19 protein-coding genes and 4 pseudogenes are annotated in these 23,166 nt (G+C 62.9%); 11 read left to right on the top strand and 12 right to left on the bottom strand.

The annotated features are described in order from the left end of the window. Nucleotides 1–13 precede the first annotated feature (13 nt). Genes ACK543_RS12485 through ACK543_RS12475 form a run of 3 tightly spaced genes read right to left on the bottom strand, consistent with a single transcriptional unit; the run spans nt 14 to nt 3,453 of the window. Nucleotides 14–994 carry an ABC transporter permease gene (locus ACK543_RS12485; protein WP_409943168.1) on the bottom strand — a complete coding sequence of 327 codons (981 nt, stop codon included), beginning with the start codon at nt 992–994 and terminating at the stop codon, nt 14–16. Nucleotides 995–998: 4 nt separating this feature from the next. Then, entirely contained in the window at nt 999–2,243 is a 1,245-nt protein-coding gene (gene argE, locus ACK543_RS12480; RefSeq protein WP_409943167.1) for an acetylornithine deacetylase, read from the bottom strand. Beyond that, entirely contained in the window at nt 2,224–3,453 is a 1,230-nt protein-coding gene (locus ACK543_RS12475; RefSeq protein WP_409943166.1) for an ABC transporter substrate-binding protein, read from the bottom strand. The genes argE and ACK543_RS12475 overlap by 20 nt, the downstream gene beginning before the upstream one ends. A 77-nt stretch (nt 3,454–3,530) precedes the next feature. On the opposite strand from ACK543_RS12475, the gene ACK543_RS12470 reads away from it, so the two are divergent. From ACK543_RS12470 to ACK543_RS12460, 3 genes and pseudogenes are all read left to right on the top strand, one after another. Beyond that, complete coding sequence (locus tag ACK543_RS12470) at nt 3,531–4,457, top strand: LysR family transcriptional regulator (protein ID WP_409943165.1); 927 nt, start codon at nt 3,531–3,533, stop codon at nt 4,455–4,457. A gap of 283 nt (nt 4,458–4,740) precedes the next feature. Continuing rightward, nucleotides 4,741–5,820, top strand: coding sequence for a pirin family protein (locus ACK543_RS12465; protein ID WP_409943164.1), 1,080 nt, complete (start codon nt 4,741–4,743; stop codon nt 5,818–5,820). 101 nt (nt 5,821–5,921) lie between these two features. Further along, nucleotides 5,922–6,393: pseudogene (locus tag ACK543_RS12460) on the top strand (peptidylprolyl isomerase). A 192-nt stretch (nt 6,394–6,585) separates the two neighbouring features. Here ACK543_RS12460 and ACK543_RS12455 read toward each other — a convergent pair. The 3 genes from ACK543_RS12455 to ACK543_RS12445 form a co-directional block, all read right to left on the bottom strand. Then, nucleotides 6,586–7,329 (bottom strand): PleD family two-component system response regulator, encoded by a 744-nt coding sequence (locus ACK543_RS12455; RefSeq protein WP_409943163.1) that lies wholly within the window; start codon nt 7,327–7,329, stop codon nt 6,586–6,588. 282 nt (nt 7,330–7,611) lie between these two features. Continuing rightward, nucleotides 7,612–8,496: a gamma-glutamyl-gamma-aminobutyrate hydrolase family protein gene (locus ACK543_RS12450; protein WP_409943162.1), complete on the bottom strand. Its 885-nt coding sequence runs from the start codon at nt 8,494–8,496 to the stop codon at nt 7,612–7,614. Nucleotides 8,497–8,665: 169 nt separating this feature from the next. Further along, nucleotides 8,666–9,658 carry a LysR family transcriptional regulator gene (locus tag ACK543_RS12445; protein ID WP_409943161.1) on the bottom strand — a complete coding sequence of 331 codons (993 nt, stop codon included), beginning with the start codon at nt 9,656–9,658 and terminating at the stop codon, nt 8,666–8,668. Nucleotides 9,659–9,800: 142 nt separating this feature from the next. Here ACK543_RS12445 and ACK543_RS12440 point away from each other — a divergent pair, with 142 nt between their 5' ends. The 4 genes and pseudogenes from ACK543_RS12440 to ACK543_RS12425 all read left to right on the top strand — a co-directional run. Next, the gene (locus ACK543_RS12440; protein ID WP_409943160.1) at nt 9,801–10,994 is read left to right on the top strand and encodes a muconate/chloromuconate family cycloisomerase; all 1,194 of its coding nucleotides are present in this window, start codon (nt 9,801–9,803) and stop codon (nt 10,992–10,994) included. Between the two features lie 68 nt (nt 10,995–11,062). Next, a pseudogene (locus ACK543_RS12435) lies at nt 11,063–11,500 on the top strand (dioxygenase); the annotation flags it as partial. Further along, nucleotides 11,497–12,642, top strand: a pseudogene (locus ACK543_RS12430) (Rieske 2Fe-2S domain-containing protein); the annotation flags it as partial. The pseudogenes ACK543_RS12435 and ACK543_RS12430, both read left to right, overlap by 4 nt. Next, a pseudogene (locus tag ACK543_RS12425) lies at nt 12,638–13,618 on the top strand (benzoate/H(+) symporter BenE family transporter); the annotation flags it as partial. The pseudogenes ACK543_RS12430 and ACK543_RS12425, both read left to right, overlap by 5 nt. A 331-nt stretch (nt 13,619–13,949) precedes the next feature. On the opposite strand, the gene rsmI reads toward ACK543_RS12425, so the two are convergent. Next, nucleotides 13,950–14,909 (bottom strand): 16S rRNA (cytidine(1402)-2'-O)-methyltransferase, encoded by a 960-nt coding sequence (rsmI, locus tag ACK543_RS12420; protein ID WP_409943159.1) that lies wholly within the window; start codon nt 14,907–14,909, stop codon nt 13,950–13,952. Between rsmI and ACK543_RS12415 the strand changes: the two genes are divergently transcribed. The 3 genes from ACK543_RS12415 (at nt 14,909) to ACK543_RS12405 (ending at nt 16,726) form a co-directional block, all read left to right on the top strand. After that, a complete protein-coding gene (locus tag ACK543_RS12415; RefSeq protein WP_409943158.1) occupies nt 14,909–15,331 on the top strand; it encodes a YraN family protein in 423 nt (140 codons plus the stop codon). The genes rsmI and ACK543_RS12415 overlap by 1 nt on opposite strands. Before the next feature lie 97 nt (nt 15,332–15,428). Next, the gene (locus tag ACK543_RS12410) at nt 15,429–16,031 is read left to right on the top strand and encodes an SIS domain-containing protein (RefSeq protein ID WP_409943157.1); all 603 of its coding nucleotides are present in this window, start codon (nt 15,429–15,431) and stop codon (nt 16,029–16,031) included. Beyond that, the gene (locus tag ACK543_RS12405; RefSeq protein WP_409943156.1) at nt 16,028–16,726 is read left to right on the top strand and encodes a BON domain-containing protein; all 699 of its coding nucleotides are present in this window, start codon (nt 16,028–16,030) and stop codon (nt 16,724–16,726) included. Before ACK543_RS12410 ends, ACK543_RS12405 begins: the two co-directional genes overlap by 4 nt. Nucleotides 16,727–16,889: 163 nt before the next feature. On the opposite strand, the gene ACK543_RS12400 is transcribed toward ACK543_RS12405, so the two are convergent. The 4 genes from ACK543_RS12400 to ACK543_RS12385 form a co-directional block, all read right to left on the bottom strand. Continuing rightward, complete coding sequence (locus ACK543_RS12400; protein WP_409943155.1) at nt 16,890–17,804, bottom strand: NAD(P)-dependent oxidoreductase; 915 nt, start codon at nt 17,802–17,804, stop codon at nt 16,890–16,892. A gap of 254 nt (nt 17,805–18,058) precedes the next feature. Beyond that, the gene (locus tag ACK543_RS12395; RefSeq protein WP_409943154.1) at nt 18,059–19,195 is read right to left on the bottom strand and encodes a PilT/PilU family type 4a pilus ATPase; all 1,137 of its coding nucleotides are present in this window, start codon (nt 19,193–19,195) and stop codon (nt 18,059–18,061) included. 67 nt (nt 19,196–19,262) lie between these two features. Continuing rightward, nucleotides 19,263–19,898 carry a cyclic nucleotide-binding domain-containing protein gene (locus ACK543_RS12390; RefSeq protein ID WP_409943153.1) on the bottom strand — a complete coding sequence of 212 codons (636 nt, stop codon included), beginning with the start codon at nt 19,896–19,898 and terminating at the stop codon, nt 19,263–19,265. A gap of 58 nt (nt 19,899–19,956) precedes the next feature. Then, a complete protein-coding gene (locus ACK543_RS12385; RefSeq protein ID WP_409943152.1) occupies nt 19,957–21,000 on the bottom strand; it encodes a type IV pilus twitching motility protein PilT in 1,044 nt (347 codons plus the stop codon). Nucleotides 21,001–21,038: 38 nt separating this feature from the next. On the opposite strand from ACK543_RS12385, the gene ACK543_RS12380 reads away from it, so the two are divergent. Further along, entirely contained in the window at nt 21,039–21,764 is a 726-nt protein-coding gene (locus ACK543_RS12380; protein WP_409943151.1) for a YggS family pyridoxal phosphate-dependent enzyme, read from the top strand. Nucleotides 21,765–21,837: 73 nt separating this feature from the next. On the opposite strand, the gene ltaE is transcribed toward ACK543_RS12380, so the two are convergent. After that, nucleotides 21,838–22,902 (bottom strand): low-specificity L-threonine aldolase, encoded by a 1,065-nt coding sequence (ltaE, locus tag ACK543_RS12375; protein ID WP_409943150.1) that lies wholly within the window; start codon nt 22,900–22,902, stop codon nt 21,838–21,840. Nucleotides 22,903–23,166: the final 264 nt, after the last annotated feature.

Here is a 23,166-nt window from a genome sequence, read left to right as displayed (position 1 = left end):
AATGGCATGACAGTTAGTGCGAGGACGAGCGAGTGGGGTGAAGACGTGGGTCTACTGCGTAGTAAAGAAGATCAACCGTAAAGTTGATGGTGACAAAGATTGCAGCGATGAGGCAGAGGTATGCCGCCATGATCGGCACATCAGCGAACGTGACGGCCTCGATAAACAGAAGTCCCATTCCGGGCCATTGAAAAACTGTTTCTGTAATAATCGCAAAGGCAATCAACGAGCCAATTTGAAGACCTGCCACCGTGATGACAGGCACCAGCGTGTTGCGAAGCGCATGCCCGAAATGGATCGAGCGATTGCTGAGCCCTCGCGCCCGTGCAAACTTGATGTAGTCGGTGCGAAGGACTTCGAGCATTTCCGCACGGACCAAGCGCATGATGAGTGCCAGTTGGAACAATGCGAGCGTCAACGCAGGCAGTGCGATGTGATGCCAGCCGCGCGCGGTAAGCAGACCGGTGGACCAGCCGCCCAGCATGACCACCTCGCCTCGGCCAAAACTGGGAAACCATCCGAATGTCACTGCAAAAATATAGATAAGTAAAATGCCGACCAGAAACGACGGTAGAGATACGCCGAACAGTGAACTAGCCATCGCGAACTTGGAGAGAATATGTCGCGGACGAAGTGCACATATAACGCCGAGTACGACACCCGCAGTGAGCGATATCAAGGCTGCCACCAGGGCAAGTTCCAGGGTCGCTGGAAATCGTTCGGCAATTAATCTGGAAACCTTCGCGCCCTGGCGAAGGCTCAGTCCAAACTCCCCATGCGCGGCGTTTTGAATAAAGCGAATAAACTGCACTACGAAAGGTTGGTCTAATCCAAGTTGCTTACGCAGCTCGGAAATCTGCTGGGGCGTTGCGTCTTGCCCGAGCAGAAAGACAACAGGGTCTCCAACATACTGAAAAAGCATGAAGGCAATGAAGCTCACGGTCGTCATGACCACGACCGCCTGAATAAGGCGCTGAAAGATGAATGACAGCATCTCGTCAGCCTTCCGTCAGAGCATCAGGCTGTTCGGCGAGTTTGACTTCAGTGGCCCAGTCGCACAGACGTGAGATAAATCGGTCGCATTCATGAACTTGGACGAGCGAAATAAACTCGTTCGGCTGATGCGCCTGGTTGATACTGCCAGGGCCGCAGATCACCGTTGGAATACCCGCATTGGCATATTGACCCGCCTCTGCACCATAAGGCACTGCCTGCGATGGGCCCTTGGCGCCTAGTTTTCGACAAAGGTTTTCAGCCAATCCCCCCGACTTCGCGTCAAAGGCGGGGATGAGGGCGACTTCCGTGGTGATTACGTCGAGTGCCGGGTACTGCGGTCCGAATTGTTCGCGCAGGCGCATCTCGACCCGTTGGGTAGCGATCTGTAGCAATCTGGCTACGTCGTCTTCCGCGCGAAAACGTATCTCCCATTGCAGGGTGGCGTGCCGCGGGATCACGTTCCTGGCGACTCCGCCACGTGCGACCCCCACATTGATGGTGGGGCCCGACGGTCGCATCCCAGTGGGGCCGGGAAGCACCATCCATTCGCTTGCCAGTCGGTGCAGTTCGAACGCCATTCCCCCTGCTGCGCTGACTGCGTTCAGCCCGAGATGCAAAAGGCTGGAATGGGCGTCTTTTCCTGTGATGCTGGTTTCCAGGGCGATCACACCCTTGTGCGCGGTGATCGGCGCCATCATGCTGGGCTCGCCGACAATGGCGAGCAGGGGCTTCGGAACAGACTTCCCGAAGGTGTCGATCATGCCGGGCGCGCCCAGACACCCTACTTCCTCGTCATAGCTCAGCGCGAAATGGATGGGTGTGCGTAAGCGCCTGTTTTGGATCTGAGGCACTGCCGCCAAGGCACAGGCGATCCACGCCTTCATATCGCTTGTTCCGCGGCCGTACAGCAGTCCCTGTCGCTCTGTTAAAACAAAAGGGTCCGATTCCCACGGTTGACCCGCAACCGGCACGACGTCGGTATGCCCATGAAGGCAAACTCCCGCCTCGTCCTGAGCACCAAGGGTGGCAAAAAGGTTGGCCTTGCTCCTGTCTTCGTTGTAACTGAGGGTCGATTGGACCTTGTATGACTCCAGATAGTCAGCGACCCATTCGATAAGGTGCAAGTTAGAGCCAGAAGAGGTGGTGTCAAAGCCCACCAGTTTGGCCAGCATCGAAGTGCTGGGCATTGGATCTCGCAGGTTCATGGCAATTTTTGAGTTGAAGTGGTTATCGAGCCAGGTCTCCATTGCGCGAAACAATGGTCAGTTCAATCGGATTGACGGAACGTTTGCGATCGCGACCATAGTACACGCGGTACCCACCTACGTCCAGTTGTCCGGCTTGCTCGGCTGCGAGCAAGACGCTTTCCCTGGTGATTTCCTTGGCGCTGCGAACGACTTCTATGGCGATTCGCCCGCAGATGTAGCCTTCAATGAACGCGTAGGTTGGCTCCATTTTGGGTGCGAAGCGTTTGCGGTCTGCGTTGAACTCGCGAACGATCTGGAGGTGAATGCTTCGTGGTGCCGGCATGACTTGAGAAAGCATCACGCCCCGTGCCAGTTCCAGACCAACGTCGGCGACAAGCGCCGACGCGTCAACCTGCCCCAGCGAATAAATCGGCATTCCAATGCCGAAATGGTGGCGAATGGCCTTGACTGCTTCGCTGTGCGCTTGGCCCACTGCGATCAGAACCACGGAATCCGGAGTCGCCGAGCTGCCCTGTAGTGCTTTGCGGATGACGCCTTGCTGGGCAGCCCTGTCGGTCTTCACCGGAAAGCCGATAACGCCTGTCAACGCAATTCCCCGTTCCGAAGCCATTTCCGATATCAGGGGCGCCAAGGAGGGGCCGACACCCGCCTCGTAGTAGAGGAAAAGCACCTTGCTTCGGCTCAGTTGGGCCGAGTGGCCAAACATGGCGCGCACTTCGTCTTCGTAGCTGCTGCGAATTGGAAAGACGTTGGGGCCCGCCAGGGCGGATTGCAGGCCCGTCAACGGTCCGATCAGCGCCAGTCGATGCTTCTCAAGAATCCTGTTTTCGACCAATCGGACGGTGGGCTGCGTCCCTACCACGCCTACCAGCGCAACGATTCCCTGCTGATCGACCATCGTCTCCACAAGTGAAACGGTGTTTTTTGCATCGAATCCATCATCCTGGGATACCAGTGCAACGCTGCGACCCCGCACCCCGCCATTGGCATTGGTTCGATCCACCGCCATCTGGATACCTGCGTTGTACTCCCGACTAAACGCACCGACGAGGCTGTTACTCGGTGACGATGTATGGCCGAGCTTGATGACCTGCGCCGGGGCGAAATGGGTAAACAGTGCAAGGGTTAGCCCCAGCAAAGCCTGGGCGAGGCGCAGGCGGGGGATTTCACTACCTTCGCAGGATTCCACCGTGTGGCTGAGAAAATCCTTAAAGCTCATATTGTGTGCTCCAAATGCGTTGGTATTCATGCGAATGCCTTGAATCCTATCGATGATTTATTTGCCAATAAAATCACATAAAACGCATCATTGAATGACTTTTTTCTATGCAATTTAGCCTGCGCCAAATCAACTACTTCCTCGCCGCTGCCGAGACAGGCCAGTTCTCCGCGGCCGCGATAAAGATGCATGTGACGCAGACTGCGATCACGGGGGCCATCAAGGATCTGGAAGGCGTGTTGGGCGTGGCGCTGTTCACACGTCACCACGCATCGGGGGTGTCACTCACCGTGGATGGCCAGAAGTTCTTGCACCACGCGTACGGCATTTCTGCGGCTGTGAACTCCGCGTTGCACGACCCGGGTCTCATGCGTCAAAACGTATCGGGCAAGGTGCGCTTTGGTGCGACGCCTGCAGTGCTCTCGGTCTACCTGGTACCGGCTATCGCCAGGTTTTCAAAGGCTTATCCGCAGATTGAGCTCGGTGTGGAAGAGCTTGAAAGGCCGGATTTAGAGACCGCCATTCAAGAAGGTCACATCGATCTGGGAGGCGCCTGGCTGGCCAACCTGAGCGACCCAGACCGGTTGGAAATGGTGGCCCTGACGCGAGCGCGGCGACAACTATGGCTGCCGGCGTCCCACGCTTTGCTGACCAAGCGCAGCATCGCTTTGACGGACGTCGCGCCGCTGCCCTATGCGCTTTACACGCAAGACGAGACGCCACGGAACACGATGAGGTTCTGGCAATCGTGCGGCTTGCAACCAAGCATCAAGTACCGTGTTTCATCCGTGGAGACCTTGCGAAGTCTTGTGGCGCAGGGGCTTGCAGTGAGCATCATCTCCGATGCAGCATATCGGCCATTCTCCATGGAGGGTTTGCGTGTTGAGACACGTCCCCTTGACGACGGACTTCCTTCCATAGAAATCGGACTGGCATGGAGCCCTCGGCGGCCGATGACGCCTGCCACCGAGATCTTCAAGACGTTTATGCAGTTGACTTTTGGAGGGGTTCGCTCCGGGGTCCGCGTGCTGTAGCGGCATTGTTCGCCTGGAGCCTGTCGGACTTGGAGCGCCGAAAGCGAGCATCGGCCCAGCTAGAAATTCATCGCGTCAAGACGCGGAAATTGCTGCCATGCTGCGTTACAAACCACAGCGATAGCGACGGCCATCGCTGTGGTTTACGCCTGGCCAAGCAGCGATGCCGACAACTTGACCGATTCAACGAACTTCTCACTGGCGACACCAGCAGCCCACCACTGCCCGCATATTCAAGTGTCTGGCTGCCCCGCTTGGGCGGCGCCGAACCATGGAGCCTCGCATGTCGTCTACACCTGCCGCATCCACCCTGCTACCCATCGTGCAGGCCCAGCTGCTGGGCCCGCAGTGGCCCACGCTGGACCCCTTCCTTTTCTGTGCCCACCATGACGATGCCTACCCTGCGGGGAACGCTGCGTTCGGCCCGGCGGTGCCGATCGATGACCGGCAGATCGGCAGCGACTTCAGCCGCAAGGACGGCTGGAGCATGTACCACGGCGACACGGTGCCCGGTTTTCCCGGTCACCCGCACCGCGGGTTTGAAACCGTGACGCTGGTGCGCAAGGGGCTCATCGACCATTCCGATTCGCTGGGCGCGGCAGCGCGCTTTGGCGGCGGCGATGTGCAGTGGGTGACGGCGGGCAAGGGCATCGTGCATTCCGAGATGTTTCCGCTGCTCAACGCCAACGAGCCCAACCCGCTCGAACTCTTCCAAATCTGGCTCAACCTGCCTGCACGCAACAAGATGGTGGAGCCGCACTTCACCATGCTGTGGAACGAGCGCATTCCGCAGCTGGAGCATCGCGATGCGGCGGGCCGAAAGACCACCGTTACCGTGGTGGCGGGCGCGCTGCTGGGTGCGGCTGCGCCCCTGTCGCCACCGCCTGAATCGTGGGCCTCGCAACCCGAGGGCGATGTGGCCATCTGGACGCTGCACCTGGAGCCGGGCGCCGAGTGGACCTTGCCCGCTGCAGCGGGTGCCGGCACGCAGCGCATGCTGTACTTTTTTGTGGGCGAGAGCCTGCGCGTGGGGTCGCAACGGGTGGATCGTCACGCCGCGCTGCAATTGCATGCTGGGCACGACTGGGTGCTGGCCAACACGGGCGCCACGCCGCTGGAATGCCTGCTGCTGCAAGGCCAACCCATTGCCGAGCCTGTGGCGCAGTACGGCCCGTTTGTGATGAACACGCAGGCTGAAATCATGCAGGCCATGAACGACTACCGCCGAACGCAGTTTGGCGGCTGGCCTTGGCCCGAACAGGATCCCGTACACGGCCCGCAGGCGCGCCGGTTTGCCCGCTACCCAGGCCAGACCGACGAAGCGCGGCCCGATGCGGTTGCGGCCCCTGAGACAAGGCGCTGAGCGCGGTTCGGCGGGTTCGTGCCGCGACGCATTGTGGACAATGCACCGTCCAGGGTCCGCTGTGTCGCGTGCGGGCCGACCTTGATTGAAAGCGCTCACCCATGAACATCACCAAAGACTCTGCCGTGACCATCACCTACAAGCTGACCACCCCCCAGGGCAAACCGCTGGACGCGGGCAGCCTGGCCTATCTCCACGGCGGCTACGAAAACATCTTTGCCAAGGTCGAGGCCGCGCTGGAAGGCCAGTCGGTGGGCTTTGCCACCACGTTGGACCTGGCGGTGGAAGACGCGTTTGGCGCGCGCGACGAAAGTCTGGTGCGCACCATTCCCAAGAGCGAGTTTCCCCCCGGCGTGAAGGTGGGGGGGCAGCTGCAGGGGGGTGGGTCAAGATGGTCAGCCCGCCGTGTTCAATGTCGTCAAGATCAAGGGCCCCGAAGTGCATCTGGACGGCAACCACCCGCTGGCCGGGCAGGCGCTGAAGTTCAGCTGCAAGGTCACCGCCGTGCGCGCCGCCAGCGCGGAAGAAATTGCGCACCGGCATGTGCACGGTGCGCACGGACACCAGCATTGAGCAGGCAGCCGGGCGAAAGCGTCGATACCACCCTTGGGTCACCGTGGTAGATCGCCCCGTGTCACCGCCAAGCGCTCACTGATGATTCCGATGTTGGCGGGCATGATGGGAGCCATGCACCGCGCTACGCTGCCTCGCCTGCCTTCGCGACACCGCTGCGAGAAGGGGCAGTACCTATCGTTGGCTGCGCGCTCAGGGAGAGGTGGCGGGCAGGGATTCGCCTTTGCGCCGGGGCACAAGCTCGGCATCGAGCAACGCGTCAATGCGTGCAAAGATCTCGTTGCGTGAGAAGGGCTTTTTCATGAAATCATCTGCTCCAATCCGGTTGGCATAAAACTGCTCGGTGGCATGTTCATTGCCACTGATCATGATGACCGGGATGTGCTGCGACGCAGGCATCTTTCGGATAACCCGCAGCGCATTGAACCCGTTCATGCCGGGCAGGATGATGTCAAGAAAGATCAGTTCAGGCGGATCCTGGGCGATCAGAGTCAGGCCGTGCTCGGCGTCCAGGGCTTCGCGGGTATCGTAGCCTGCAGACCGCAATGTCTTTCGCAGCACCGCAACGACGGTCGGCGAGTCGTCGATGATCAGCACCCGGGTGCCGCTGCGCGCATTGGTGCGCCTGCGCTGGCGTCGATCCTGCGAAGCAACGGGATTGACATCGATCGCCTCACTTCGGCCCGTGGACTTGCGCATATTGCCCAGAAGCCGGTCAAAGATACTCATGGTGTTTTCTCGTTTTTCATTCGCAGGTGTCGGGCGGGTATCGAGGAATCGGGTGTTGATGTGGATCGGCGACGCCCGCCCTGTCATCCCGTCCGCGCGAACTTGACACAGTCTACAGCCAGCGTGGGCGGGTTTCTTGGGCGCATTTTGCGTGATGTGGCATGCTCGCCCACAGGTTTTTGATTGACGAGGATGGGAGGGGCTCACAGATGGTATCCCCGGCTGGCTCGGCCCTGTCGCTGGGTTGATGCGGCGACGAGGTGCGGTTGCCTCGGCCTGCGCCATGCGCCACCGCAATTGTTGAGTCGGCACCTTTGAACTTGAACCAGCCGTTCGGGCTGAGCCTGTCGAAGCCTTGCGCAGAGCTTCGAACCGCATCAACGCATTCAAGTTGGTTGATGCCGACTCAATGGTATGTCGGCGTGAAACGCGCGCGGCGCGGCCTGATGCACACCCTCCAGCACGGTCACGGGTTCCAGGCAAGGTCTTTCAGGTAGAGCGCGTGCGGTCGCCCCCAAGCGCGCTGCGTAGCAGCCTCTTTGCCCGGTCTCGCAGCCCCTCATAGGAGGGACCAGGCTGCGCTGGATAGACCTTGGCGCGCTGACACGCCGCCAAAAAATCACCCAGGATCGCCGTGTCATCCAGGGTGTCCGAGCCCATCCGGTGAAACTCCGGGTGCCATTGGGTAGCGGCGATGTAGCCGCGCCCCGGCGCTGGCCTGACGCGGATGGCCTCGGGCACGCCGTCGGGCTCGCTCAGGGCTTCGACCACGAAGTCGGGTGCCAGGCGCTTGATGCCCTGGTGGTGAATGCTGTTGACGCGTGCGCGGGGCACACCGGGGTAGAGCGTTGCCAGATGCGAATCGGGAACGATCTGGATATCGTGGAAATGCTGGTCGTAGGCGGTGGCGTCGCGGTGCTGCAGGGCGCCGGGGTGCTGGGTCTCGATGTCCTGGTACAGCGTTCCCCCAAAGGCCACGTTGATGAGTTGCAGCCCCCGGCATACCCCAAAGATGGGCTTGCCCACTTCAGCAAATGCCTTGACGAGGGCCAGGTCGTAGATATCGCGTACGCGGTCGCCGATCCACTCGGCACGCAGCGGTTCCTCGCCATAGTTGCCGGGCCATACATCCGCGCCACCGCGCATGACCAGGCCATCGAGCCATTGCGCGTAATCCTGCAGCGTCACATCGCCGCGCGCTGTCTCGCCCGTGGGGCATGGCACCATGACCACGATGGCGCCAGACGACATGATCCAGTGCACGATCGACTGCTCAACGTACTGAAGCGTCTTGTTGGTGAACAGCGGGCGCGAGGAGTCGGCATGCTGAAAACAGGCCGAAAGACCGATCTTGAGGCGGGGTGCACAAGCCATGTGTGGGGAGCTATCGGGCAACGGTGCTGAGCAGACCATTGCGACAAAAAGCGGGGGATCAGCGACTCCATATTGTCGGTGGTCCGGCGGTTATGCGGGCATGTGAGCGCGTTCGCCTGACGGTGTTGCATCCTCGGTCTTGGCGTCTTGATGGGTGATGCCTCGAGGGTCAGGACTCCTTCTTGCGCTGGCGCGGCGGTTTTGCAGCCGGTGCCTCACGTGGGCGACCTGCAAGGGCTTCGCCAGGAAACAGAACCTGCTCCACATCGAGCCACGGCGGGTTTTCGGCATACATGGCTGCGATCATTTCCTTGAGTGCCGGGATGTACCACGCGTTGTCGTTGAGCCGGTGGCTCATGATGATGGGCGAGGTGATGCGTGGGTCGTCGATGAGGCGGTAGTGCACGTCGCTGCGCAGGCGCGCTGATGCCGGGATCACGCACATACCCGAATCAGCGGCCACAAGCCCAAGCGCCGTCTGGATCTCGCGCACCTCGTGCACCGCAGCTGGCCGTACTGCATGGTCGTTGAGCAGGCTCAGCACATGGTCAGCAAAGCTGGGCCGGGGCTCTTTGGGATACACGATGAGTCTCTGGCCCTCGATCGCGCTGATGGGGATGCGGCTGGATTCGCCTGCCAGGGGTGAATCGGGCGGTAGCGCCAGGACAAGCCGTTCCTCGCGCAGGATGGTCCGAGCTACCGTGGCGTCGTTGCCCCGCACACGTCCGAAACCCACGTCGATACGGCCGGAATTGAGCGCTGCAAACTGTTGCTGTGATGACAGCTCTACCAGCTGTATGTCCACATCCGGGTAGTGCTGACGCAGCTTGCGCACCAGCATGGGCAGGCCGCCATACAGGGTCGAAGCCACAAAACCGATCGACAACGTGCGCTGCTGGTTCAGGCCGATCTGGCGGGTGGCTGTCTTGAGCTGGTCGAGCCGATTGATGATCTGAAGCGCCTGCTCATAAAAGGTACGGCCCGCTTCGGTCAGACGCAGCGGGCGGCTATTGCGCAGGATCAGTTGCACACCCAGTTCTTCCTCCAGCAGCTGGATCTGCCGGCTCAGCGGCGGCTGCGCGATGTGCAGCAGTTCCGACGCCCGCGTGAAGTTGCGCGCGTCGGCCACAGCCACAAAGTATTTGAGTTGACGGATATCCATGAGGGCAAGCCATATTTTTGCAGATGATATATCTGCAAGTCATTGATTTGACGGGATAAACTGGATCACTATACCTTTATGGTATCAAAATAGACCTATTTGGTGTTGGATTGTTTGGATGCGGCGCGGTCCAATCCACACCATGCAAAACACACCACGCACCCAATCCATCGCAGGCTCGGCCGTGATCGAGCGCGTCGAGACCCTGCTGCTGGACTTGCCCACGATTCGTCCGCACCAGCTGTCGATGGCCACCATGAACGGCCAGACGCTGATGATCGTGCGCCTGTACTGCTCGGACGGCACTGTGAGCGTCGGCGAAGGCACCACCATCGGCGGCCTGGCCTACGGCGCCGAATCTCCCGAAGGCATGAAGCTGGCGGTGGATACCTACTTTGCGCCCCTGCTCATCGGTGCCGACGCCAACCATGTGCCCGCCATCATGGCCCGGCTGAACAAAGCCATCAAGGACAACCGCTTTGCCAAGTGCGCCATCGAGACGGCGCTCTTCGATGCGCTGGGCCACCGCACCGGATTGCCCGTTTCGCAGTTGCTGGGCGGCCGCGTGCGCGACAGCCTGCCGATTGCCTGGACGCTGGCGTCAGGCGATACCGCCAAGGACATCGACGAGGCCGAGCGCATGCTCGCGCAGCGCCGCCACAACATCTTCAAGCTCAAAATCGGCCGCCGCGCCGTGGCCGATGACGTCGCCCATGTGGCCGCCATCAAGAAGGCCATGGGTGGCCGCGCCTCGGTGCGTGTGGATGTCAACATGGCCTGGAGCGAACTGGATGCACAGCATGGCATGGCGGCGCTGGTGGATGCCGGCTGCGACCTGGTGGAGCAGCCCGTGGCATCTGCCGAAGCGCTGGCGCGCCTGAAGGGCCGCTACCCCATCGCCGTGATGGCCGATGAATCCCTCACCGGCCCGGCCTCGGCCTTTGCCCTGGCCCGCGTGGCCGGTGCCGATGTGTTCGCCGTGAAGATCGAGCAATCTGGCGGCCTGCTGGAGGCCCTTCAGGTGGCAGCCATTGCGGATGCAGCGGGCATCGAGCTTTACGGCGGCACCATGCTTGAAGGCGCCGTGGGCACCATGGCTTCGGCCCATGCGTTTGCCACCTTCCGCAACCTGCAGTGGGGCACAGAGTTGTTCGGGCCCTTGCTGTTGACCGAAGAGATTCTTGCAGAGCCCCTGCAGTACCAAGACTTCCAGCTGGCGGTGCCGACGACGCCAGGCCTTGGAATTGCGCTGGACGAAGAGCGTGTCCAGCACTTCCGTCGCGACCGCAAACGCAGCAAGGCGCTGGCAGTGGGGCAACCCGCCGCTGCGCATTGATCCCGGCACGCGTTCTTTCACTTTCCCATCCAGTTCCCACACCCATCCCACGATCTGAGGAGACCCACATGAGCACACACATTTTCAATACCGCCGAAGTGCAGGACTTTCTGCGCATGGCCAGCGGCCTGACCCAGCCGGGCGGCAATGCCCGCGCCAAGCAGATCGTGCACCGCCTGCTGTCCGATCTGTTCAAGGCCATCGATGACCTTGACATCACTTCGGATGAGTACTGGGCTGGCATTGCCTACCTGAACACGCTGGGCGCGCGCAGCGAAGCCGGCCTGCTGTCGCCTGGCTTGGGCCTGGACCGCTTCCTGGACATGCGCATGGACGCCAAGGACGCGGCGCTGGGCATCGAAAACGGCACGCCCCGCACCATTGAAGGCCCGCTGTACGTGGCTGGCGCCCCTGAGGCGAAAGGTTTTGCTCGTCTGGACGACGGCAGCGACAAGGCTGGCCACACGCTGATCATGCACGGCACCGTGCATAGCGCCGACGGCAGATCCCCGAGATCAACGACTACTTCACCACCTACATCGGCCGCCAGCCCATTGTCATCACGCGCGGCAAGGATGGGCAGCTCAACGCGGTGATCAATGCCTGCGCGCACCGGGGCGCCATGCTGTGCCGCAAGAAGCACGGCAACAAGGGCAGCTTCACCTGCCCCTTTCATGGCTGGACGTTCAACAACACGGGCAAATTGCTCAAGGTCAAGGACGAGAAGACCACCGAGTACCCGGTGCAGTTCAACAAAGAAGGCTCGCACGACCTCAAGAAGGTGGCACGTTTTGAAAGCTACAAGGGCTTCCTGTTCGGCAGCTTGAACGCTGACGTGCAACCCCTGCAAGACTTCCTGGGCGAGACCAAGGTCATCATCGACCAGATCGTGGACCAGGCGCCCGAAGGCCTGGAAGTGCTGCGCGGCAACTCCTCGTACATCTACGACGGCAACTGGAAGCTGCAGATGGAAAACGGCTGCGACGGCTACCACGTGAGCTCGGTGCACTGGAACTACGCTGCCACCATGGGCCGCCGCAAGGAAGGCGGCACCAAGGCGGTGGATGCCAATGGCTGGAGCAAGAGCGTGGGCGGTGTGTACGGCTTTGACAACGGCCACATCCTGCTGTGGACCAACACCATGAACCCCGAAGTACGCCCGGTGTACAGCCGCCGCGACGAGCTCAAGCAGCGCCTGGGCGAAGGAAGAGCCGACTTCATCGTCAAGCAGACGCGCAACCTGTGCCTGTACCCCAACGTGTACCTGATGGATCAGTTCTCCACGCAGATCCGCGTGACACGCCCCATCAGCGTGGACAAGACCGAAATCACCATCTACTGCTTCGCCGTCAAGGGCGAAAGCGCCGAAGACCGTGCCACCCGCATCCGCCAGTACGAGGACTTCTTCAACGTCTCTGGCATGGGTACGGCCGATGATCTGGAAGAGTTCCGCTCGTGCCAGAGCGGCTACGCCGGCAAGGCGGCACCGTGGAACGATCTGAGCCGCGGCGCCCCGCTGTGGATCGAAGGACCGGACGAAAACGCACGCAAGATGGGCATCAAACCCCTGCTGAGCGGCGAGCGCAGCGAAGACGAGGGCCTGTTCGTTTGCCAGCACGAATACTGGGCCCAGGAGATGCGCAAGGCTGCCCATCGTCACGGCATGGTCCGCGCCGGGTACGGCCTTGCTGCTCACGCTGTTTCCGCGAATCGGAATGCCCGAGGTGGTGGGCGCTTATCTGGTGACGGGCGCCATCGTGGTGTTGCTGGGGGTTTCCGGGTGGTTCGAGAAAGTGGTCAGCCGCATTCCGAAGGGCATTGCCGCGGGCATGATGGCCGGCATCCTCTTTCAGTTTGGGGTGCAGGCCTTCCGAGTGAGCGGCGATGCGCCTGCCGTGGCGCTGGCCATGCTGGCGGCCTACCTGCTGGGCCGACGCCTGTGGCCGCGCTACGCCGTGGTGGGGGTGGCCTGCACCGGCTTGACCGTGGCGTGGGCGCTGGGTACCACGCACCTGCAATCCCTGTCGCTGGCTCTGGCCACGCCGGTGGCGACGCTACCCCGCTTTGAGGCGGGCGCCATGCTCAGCCTGGCGTTGCCTCTGGTACTGGTCAGCCTCACCGGGCAATACCTGCCGGGCATGGCCGTGTTGCGCCTGGCAGGCTACCCTGTGCCCTCGCGAGCCATCGTCACGGGCACGGGTATCGCATCGCTGGCTGTGGCGTGCTTTGGTGGCATCTCCATCGTGCTGGCTTCCATCACGGCGGCGCTGTGCACGGGCAAGGACGCGCACCCCGACCCCGACCGGCGCTATGTGGCTGGCATTGCCAACGGGGTGTTCTACATCGTCGGCGGCACGTTTGCCGGAACCATCGTTGCAGTGTTTGCAGCCTTCCCCGCAGCGCTGATTGCAGCGCTGGCCGGGCTGGCGCTCATCGGCGCGGTGGTGTCCAACATCCGCGCACTGGCGGATGAGAGTGCCTACATCGAGCCTTCAGTCATCACCTTTGTCGCCACGGCATCGGGCATGTCGTTGTTCGGGCTGGGCGCTGCGTTCTGGGGTGTGGTGCTGGGTATGGCTGCCTACGTGCTGATCCCGCGAACGGGCGGTAGTGCGGCCCGTTGAGTCCACCCACCTGACCTGAAGGAAATTGCTGGAGGTGCGCCCACGGGTGCAGCAGCTCCTGCAAGGCATAACCTGCTTTTGGGTCGAAAGGTTTTGACGTTCACCGAAGGCAGCGCTTTCGATGTCACCGTGTTGGCTGCACCCAGTTCCACCGAGCTGGCCGTCGCCGGGCGTGAAAGGCAGATGCGCGCCCCCAACTGGCAACGCCACAACCTGTGGACGCAGTCCCATGTGCGGACGGTACATGAGCGATGGACACAGACAGGAAGCCGGTGGGACGGACTCCGGCGCGATGCCCGCGTGACCGTGCTGCGCTCGTGCATTCGATGCGTCAGGCGCTGCCCGTGTTGTCGTCACCTGGGGTGGTGTCGCTGGCGTTCTCGCGTTTCCAGCCCAGCGCCGTGTTGTAGAGCTGGTTGCGCGGCGCGCCGGTGATCTCGGCCGCCAGCTGTACCGCGGTTTTCAATGGAAGCTCTTGAACAAGTAGGCGCAACACGCGCAGGCTCTCGCTGTCGTCCGTCGCCACGCTCACCGGGTGCAGCAGTACTACGAATTCACCGCGGGAGTGCTGCGGTGAACTGTCCAGCCAGGCTTTGAGATCTTTGGCAGGGCGGGTCGTCACTTCTTCAAATTGCTTGGTCAGCTCGCGCGCCAGCGTCACGGGTCGCTCACCCAGCACGGCGAGTGCCTGGGCCAGCTCGCCAATGCGGTGCGGGGCTTCCAGCAGCACTACGCAACGCGGCTCGCTGGCCAGCTGGCGGGTGATGGCGGTTGCGCGCTCGGCGCTTTTGGAGGGCAAAAAACCGGCAAAGACAAAGCCGCCGTTGCCGCTGCCACTGGCCACGGCCCCGGCCACGCTCAGCGCGGTGGTCACGCTGCTGGCGCCGGGTAGCGGCACGGCGCGCAGGCCTGCCGCCTGCACGGCGGCTACCAGGCGCGCGCCGGGGTCGCTCACGCCCGGCGTGCCGGCATCGCTGACGTACACCACGCGCTGGCCCTGCTGCAGTCGCAGCACCACGTTATGGGCAGCTTGCGCCTCGTTGTGCTGGTGCACGGCCAGGCACTGCGCTGCGCCCTTGTCGATGCCGTAGGCCCTGAGCAGGGCCTGGGTGTGGCGTGTATCCTCGCAGGCCACCGTGTCGGCCAGCTGCAGCACATGCAGCGCACGCAGGGTGATGTCGGCCAGGTTGCCGATGGGTGTGGCCACCACGTACAGGGCCCCCTGCGGATAATGCTGCGCAGCCGACGCTTCGCGTGCGGCATCAAGGGCTGAAGCGAAAGATGCGCTCAATGAAATTCCTTGGAAAAAGCAAGCCCATGCCGGGCGGCGATGCAGCCACAGCATCGGGCAACGCAACGCCCACCACGCGGTCGCGCGGTGCGGCGGCGGAGGACCAGGCCCTGGCCTATCTGCAGACCCAGGGGTTGCGCGCTGTGGCCCGCAATTATCGGACGCCAGGACGCGGCGGTGGCGAGATCGATCTTGTGATGCAAGATCGTGACGGCACGCTGGTCTTTGTCGAGGTGCGAAGCCGGTCCTCGTCGGCGTTTGGTGGCGCGGGTGCGAGCATTGGCGCAGTCAAGCAGCGGCGCATTGTGCTGGCAGCCCGCCACTATCTTCTGCGTCTGCCGTCGCCGCCGCCGTGCCGGTTTGATGTGGTGCTGGTCGAAGAGACGGTGCAGTGGATTCAGGCGGCGTTTGACGCGCACTGATTTGTGGCTTTGCAGGCCCGCAGGACCGTTAGAGCCCTGCCGGCCTTTATGGCTTGCTACTAAAGCTGTAACACCCAACGAGTATCATCCGAGACTCATGCTTGAGCAACGTATTCAACAACATTTCATCGACAGCGCGGACCTGAAATACCAGTCCGCCCAGGCCCTGAGTCAACCCATCGCGGCAGCGGTACAGGCGGTGCTGGCCTGCGTGACCGGTGGCTGCAAGGTGCTGGCCTGTGGAAACGGCGCATCCGCTGCCGAGGCGCAGCAGTTTGCGGCCTTTTGCGTGGCCGGCTTCGAGCGCGACCGGCCCGAGCTGGCGGCGCTGGCGCTGACCTCCGACAGCACCATGCTCACGGCCCTATCGGCCAGCGCCAGCGATTCGGCTCAACAGTTTGCCTGCCAGGTGCGGGCGCTGGGACAGGCGGGCGATGTGCTGCTGCTGCTGTCCGTCAGCGGCAACGAGGCCAACCTGCTGGCCGCGACCGAGGCCGCCCACGAGCGCGATATGACCGTGGTGGTGCTCACGGGCCGCACGGGTGGCAAGCTGGCGGCCCTGCTGCGCGAAACGGACGTATTGATCAGCGTGCCGCACGACCGTGCTGCGCGCGTGCGCGAAGTCCACGCCCTTGTGCTGCATTGTCTGATCGACGGGGTGGATGCCCAATTACTTGGTGAACAGGAGACGCCGTTATGAACCACACCACACATTCTTGCCTGCAAGGCCGCACTGCGGTCATCGGCGCGGCCCGCCGCACCGTGTGCACCGTGCTGGCCGCTACCGCACTGGCCACCGGGCTGTCTGCCTGCGCCCCACTGATCGTTGGCGGCGCCGTGGTGGGGGGCGTGATGGCGGTGGACCGCCGCACGGCGGGCACCCAGATCGAGGACGAAGGCATCGAGCTGCGCGCCGCTGCCCGCATTCGTGAAGCTTTGGGCGACCGGGTTCACGTCAACATCACCAGCTACAACCGCCAGGCGCTGCTCACGGGCGAGGTGAGCAACGCTCAGGACCGCCAGGCGGTCGAGCAGATCGTCTCCCGGGTGGACAACGTGCGCTCGGTGGTCAACGACCTGGCGGTGATGGCGCCCAGTACCCTGGGCCAGCGCTCCAACGACACCTTCATTACCGGCAAGGTGCGTGCCAGCCTGGTGGATGCGCGTGACCTCTCGGCCAACGCCTTCAAGGTGGTGACCGAGCGCAACATCGTCTACCTCATGGGCCGCGTGTCTCAGCGCGAAGCCGCACGCGCCACCGAAGTCACGCGCGGGGTGAGCGGGGTGGCCAAGGTGGTCCGTGTGTTCGAGATCATCTCGGAAGAAGAACTGCGCCGCATCGCCACACAGCCGCCGCCAGTCACGACGGACAATGCGCCCACCCGGGCACCCTGAGCGGGGCTATGGTGCTGTGGCTCGCCACAGGGTCCGTCATGGCTGGCATGAGCGGCTGACAGCCACCCTGCAAAGGCATCTACGCCTTTGCCGGTAGCCCGGCGCAGGGGCACCCAGCGTGGGGGCGCTCTGTTCGGGGTGCCTCCATGGTCTCAGCCGGGCTTCATGCCAGGCGTTTGATGAGGCTGGACGTATCCCACCGGTTGCCGCCCATCTTTTGCACATCGGCATAGAACTGGTCCACCAGTGCGGTCACCGGCACGCGCGAGCCGTTGCGCCGGGCTTCCTCCAGCACCAGTCCCAGATCCTTGCGCATCCAGTCCACCGCGAAGCCGAAATCGAACTTGCCATCCACCATGGTCTTGCCGCGGTTGTCCATTTGCCAGCTCTGGGCTGCGCCCTTGCCAATGACGTCGAGCACCTGCTTCATGTCCAGGCCTGCGTTCTGCCCGAAGGCGATGGCCTCCGACAGGCCCTGCACCAGGCCCGCGATGCAGATTTGATTGACCATCTTGGCCAGTTGCCCCGAACCGCTGGCACCCAGCAGCGTGAAGGCGCGTGAAAAAGCCATCGCCACAGGCTGCGCAGTGGCAAAGGGATCGGCATCACCGCCGCACATCACGGTGAGCATGCCGTTCTGCGCGCCGGCCTGACCTCCCGAGACGGGCGCATCGACGAAGTGCAGGTCCATCGCGCTTGCCTTGGCATACAGTTCGCGCGCCACCTCGGCCGATGCGGTGGTGTGGTCTACAAAGACTGTGCCCGGCACCATGCCGGCAAAGGCTCCATCCGGGCCCAGCGTCACCGAGCGCAGGTCATCGTCGTTGCCCACGCAGCAGAACACGATGGCCGCACCCGCAGCGGCCTCACGCGGTGTCGCAGCATGTTTTGACGCAGTCGCGCCCGCGTATTCTTGGCACCATGCTATCGATTTGGTAGTGGTGCGGTTGTAGACCGTCACGTCGTGACCAGCCAGGGCCAGGTGGCCTGCCATGGGGTAACCCATCACGCCCAGGCCCAGAAAGGCGACCTTGCGCGAGGGAGTTGGGTCGTAGCTGCGAGGATTGGTGCTGGGCATGGCGGGTTCGCTAGTGAGAGGTAATTCTGAGCTTGCCAGAAGACGCGGAACCACGAAGGTCTGTCGGGAATTGCTGCCCTGGTGACTTTTGCGGATGGACGCACCCGGCGGCATTGCCAGGGGCAGCGCGCGGCCCTGCCCGGAGGGTGGCACACCAAGGGTGCGCCCGGGGCTGGCGCTGCGCCGGCGTCACAAGGCCAGACACGCAGTGCGTGGCCGAGGGCGGCTGGCGTGCCGCCGCGCCGTCGCAGCGTTCACACAATGGCGAAATGCTCCGTGCCCTGGGCCAGGTCGGGCGACCGGGCTCGCTGGCTGTTGAGCTTGATTTGCAGGCGCAGATCATTGAGCGAGTCTGCATTGCGCAGCGCGTCTTCGTAGCTGATGACGTTGGCCTCGTAGGCATCAAACAGCGCCTGGTCAAAGGTCTGCATGCCCAGGTTGCGGCTTTTTTTCATGATCTCCTTGATCTCGGAGACCTCACCCTTGAAAATCAGGTCGGAGATCAGCGGCGTATTGAGCATGACCTCTACCGCTGCCGCCCGCCCTTTGCCGTCCTGTTTGGGAATCAGGCGCTGGGAGACCATGGCGCGCAGGTTGAGCGACAGGTCCATGAGCAGCTGTGCACGGCGCTCTTCCGGAAAGAAATTGATGATCCGGTCCAGCGCCTGGTTGGCGCTGTTGGCATGCAGCGTGGCCAGGCACAGGTGGCCGGTCTCGGAAAACGCCACCGCATGTTCCATGGTCTCGCGATCGCGGATTTCGCCCATCAGGATCACGTCGGGTGCCTGGCGCAGTGTGTTCTTGAGGGCTGCTTCCCAGCTGTCGGTATCCAGCCCCACCTCGCGCTGGGTCACCACGCAGTTTTTGTGGGGATGCACGAATTCGATGGGGTCCTCGATGGTGATGATGTGGCCAAAGGAATTTTCGTTGCGCCAGTCCACCATCGCCGCGAGCGTGGTCGATTTGCCCGAGCCGGTGGCACCCACCAGGATGCACAGACCGCGCTTGGTCATGGTCACTTCCTTGAGCACCTGCGGCACGCCGAGGCCGTCAATGGTGGGCAGCGAGAGCGGGATGGCCCGCATCACCATGCCGACATTGCCCTGCTGGACGAAGGCATTGACGCGGAATCGCCCGATTCCGGCAGGCGAGATCGCAAAGTTGCACTCTTTGCTGCGCTCAAAATCCGCCACCTGCTTGTCGCTCATGATGGCGCGTGCCAGCGTCAGCGTGTGGCTGGGGGTCAATGGCTGGGGCGAGACCTTGGTGACCTTGCCGTCCACTTTGACAGCAGGCGGAAAATCTGCAGTGATGAAGAGATCACTGCCATTGCGGCTCACCATCAGCTTGAGCAGGTCGTTGATGAATTGACTAGCCTGATCGCGTTCCATCAGAAGTTCTCCCGGATACGCCTGGGGGCGGAGCCGTCGGTTAGGTTGGGCAAAAACATCGGGCTGTCTATTTCCGGCTGTCGCTCAGACGTGCGCTCACCGCGCGCAGCCGCAGGGACAGCTTGCGTGCCAGCAATGCCACCAGGCTGGCCGCCAGTTGCGGATCTTCGCTCATCATGTCGTCCAGCGCATCGGCACTGAGTACCGCGATCTCGCAATCGGTGAGCGTGGTGCATGCCGAAAAGCGGATGCCGCTGTCCAGCAGGGACATCTCGCCCAGGATATCGCCCGGCCGGGTTTCGGCCAGGCGCAGCTGTTCGCCCCAGGGCTGCACTCGGTCGACGGCAATGGTGCCTGTGAGCAGGACCACCATGAAGTTGCCGTACTCGTCCTGGCGGATCACGTCACGGCTCGGTGGCACGGCCGCAAACTCGAAAAACCGCTCCATGCGCTCCACGGCGTTCTTGTCGAGGTGGGCCATGTACTTGTCTTTGGCCCACAGGCCCTGCAGCAGCTTGCCCCCCCGGCTGGTGGGCAGGCGCTCGGCGTCCACCTCCACAGCGCGCACCTCCCAGGGCACCAGCATCGAATCGTCCACACCCTGCCCCGCGAAGGCGGTGGAAAAGAGGAATGGGTCCGTGTGTTCCACGGACGGCTTGTCGCTGCGGGAGGTGAGCTTCAGAAGGCCGAGAATACCTTTCATAGGGAGTTCTCCGGAGTGCAGTCGCTTGCCAGGCTACCAGTTCATGAATGATGCTGTCTCAGCCCGGGAAATTTTCCGGAATCTTTGCTCTGGCGCGAGCTTCGGCCGGGCTGATGATGTTGCGCCGCACCAGATCGGTCAGATTTTGGTCCAGCGTTTGCATGCCGACGCTGTGGCTTGTCTGGATGGTGGAGTACATCTGTGCCACCTTGGCTTCGCGGATCAGGTTGCGGATGGCGCTGGTGCCCAGCATGATCTCGTGCGCTGCCACGCGGCCCGAGCCGTCCTTGGTTTTGCACAGCGTCTGGGAGATCACGGCCTGCAGCGATTCGGACAGCATGGCCCGGACCATTTCCTTTTCTTCCGCCGGAAACACGTCGATGATCCGGTCGATGGTTTTGGCCGCGCTGGAAGTGTGCAGGGTGCCGAACACCAGGTGGCCCGTTTCCGCGGCCGTAATGGCCAGGCGCATGGTTTCCAGGTCGCGCATTTCGCCCACCAGGATGGCATCCGGGTCTTCCCGAAGTGCCGACTTCAGGGCCGCCGCAAACGACAGCGTCATGGGCCCCACTTCGCGCTGGTTGATCAGGCACTTTTTGGATTCGTGCACAAACTCGATGGGGTCTTCCACCGTGAGGATGTGACCGTACTCGGTTTCGTTCCGGTAGTTCACCATGGCCGCCAGCGTGGTGGACTTGCCCGAGCCGGTGGTGCCCGTGACCAGCACGAGGCCGCGTGGTTTCAGGGCCAGGTCGCCAAAGATCTTGGGCGCGTTGAGTTGTTCCAGCGTGAGGATTTTGCTCGGGATCGTCCGGAAAACGGCGGCTGCGCCGCGATTTTGGTTGAAGGCGTTGACGCGAAAGCGCGCAAGGCCTTCGATCTCGAACGAGAAGTCGACCTCCAGGAACTCCTCGTAGGCCTTGCGCTGCGCGTCATTCATGATGTCGTAGACCATGGCATGGACCGTCTTGTGGTCCAACGAGTCCACATTGATACGACGCACGTCGCCGTGCACCCGGATCATCGGCGGCAGTCCGGCAGACAGGTGCAGGTCGGAGGCCTTGTTCTTGACGCTGAACGCCAGCAATTGGGTAATGTCCACAGATTCCCTCTAATCGTTTGGTAGGCTCAGCATTCATTATGACCACGATTGCGAACAACCTCCAACTGGTACGGGTCAGGATCAATAGGGCATGCGAGGCCGCCGGGCGCGACCCGCGAGACGTTCTGTTGCTGGCGGTGTCCAAGACATTTGATGCCGAGGCGGTGGCAGAGGCCGCGGCGGCCGGACAGCGGGCTTTCGGCGAGAACTACATCCAGGAAGGTGTTGAGAAAATCCTGGCGATCCGGGAACTGCCGGGGCCGTTGGCGTCCGATTTGCAGTGGCACTGCATCGGGCCCATTCAGAGCAACAAAACGCGCCTGGTCGCGGAGCACTTTGATTGGGTCCATACCGTGGACCGGCTCAAGATCGCCGAGCGTCTGTCGTCCCAGCGGCCCGCCCACCTGCCGCCGCTGCAGGTCTGCATCCAGGTCAACATGGATGGTGGCGCGACCAAGTCCGGCGTGCCGCCGCAGGAGGCCATGGCGCTGGTGGAGGCCGTGGCGCAATTGCCGCGCATCCGGGTGCGTGGTTTGATGAGCATCCCGGATGTCGCCCCCGACTTTTCCGCCCAGCTGGCCGTGCACCAGGCCACCCGGCAGCTGTTTGACCGGATCGCGGCTGCGGGGCTGGCCGGGCTGCAAGAGTTCGACACCCTGTCCATGGGGATGACGGCTGATCTGGACGCTGCCATCCAGGCGGGCAGCACCCTGGTGCGCGTGGGCACCGGCATTTTTGGCGTGCGCACGCGGCCGGTGCCCTGACGCCCTGACACCGGGTGGATGACGGCCTTCGGGCTTGCCGCCGGCCCTCGTTCACCGGCAGCCCCGGCGCCCGTCAGCCCTGGAACCGTGCCACGCAATCGAGCGCCATGTCCACATCGGCAGCGCTCACGTCCAGGTGCGTCACCCAGCGAAGTCGGGTGCCGCTGCCATAGAGGCTGCTGGTCACGCGCACGTTATGGGCGGCAAGCCATGCCACGAAAGCCGGGGCCAGGTCTCCGGCCAGATCGGTGAACAGGATGTTCGTCTGCCAAGGGTGCACCGTGATGCGGCCCTGCAGCACGGGGTGGCTGCGCGCCGTCTGCGCCAGCCCCTCGGCCAGCCGCGCCAGATTGGCATGGTCGTCTGACAGGCGGCGCACATGGTGCTCCAGCGCAAACTGCCCTGCTGCCGCCAGCACGCCCGCCTGCCGCATCCCGCCGCCCAGGATCTTGCGGGTGCGCCGTGCCTGCCGGATGAAGTCGCGCGTGCCCAGCACCAGCGAGCCTACCGGTGCCCCCAGGCCCTTGCTCAGGCACAGCGATACCGAGTCGAAATGGCTGCACAGCGTGCGGGCTTCGTCATAGACATCGGTGCCATGGCGGGCCGCATTGGCCGTGGCGGCATTGAACAGCCGCGCGCCATCCAGGTGCAGCGCCAGCCCCCGGCTGCGGGCCAGCTGCGCCGCCTCGGCCACATACGCGGGCGGCAGCACCTGACCGCCCGTGGTGTTCTCCAGCACCACAAGCCGTGTGCGCGCAAAGTGCGGATCGTCGGGCTTGATCGCCGCCGCGATGTCGGTCAGGCGCAGGGTGCCATCGGGCTGGGTTTCTACGGGCTGCGGCTGGATCGAACCCAGCACCGCCATGCCGCCCGCCTCCCAGCGGTAGGTATGCCAGCTCTGGCCCACGATGGCTTCGTCGCCGCGCTGGCAGTGGCCCCACAGCGCGATCAGGTTGGTCTGTGTCCCCGATGGCGCAAACAGCGCGGCCTCAAAGCCCAGCAGCGCGGCCGCGTGCGCCTGCAGCGCGTTCACCGAGGGGTCGTCGGCAAACACGTCGTCGCCCAGCGGGGCCCTGAACATGGCCTCGCGCATGGCGGGCGTCGGCTGGGTCACGGTGTCGCTGCGAAAGTCAGGCATGGCGGTGCAATGGGCAAAAGGGGGCATCGTAGCGGCGCGCCATCGTGGCTGGCGCTCAGGGGGGCTTTCGGGGGGGCGTTCGGGTGACGTTCGCCAGCGTGCCAAAGTTCTCATTGCCATCCTGCCTAGGAGCCTGTCGGACTTGGAGCGTCGAAAGCGAAAATCGGCGAGAGCGAGGACAGTTTTTGCCGAATTTGCAGCCCCATAGCCGAGCTATGGGGCAAAAAGGCGGTTAAAAATGGACCGCTGCGGTCGATTTGCAGC

Origin of the sequence: Acidovorax sp., assembly GCF_046341535.1 — a bacterium.
Lineage (GTDB): Bacteria > Pseudomonadota > Gammaproteobacteria > Burkholderiales > Burkholderiaceae_C > Acidovorax.
The sequence above is the reverse complement of the archived record's forward strand: the minus strand, read 5'-3'. Positions and strand labels throughout refer to the sequence as shown.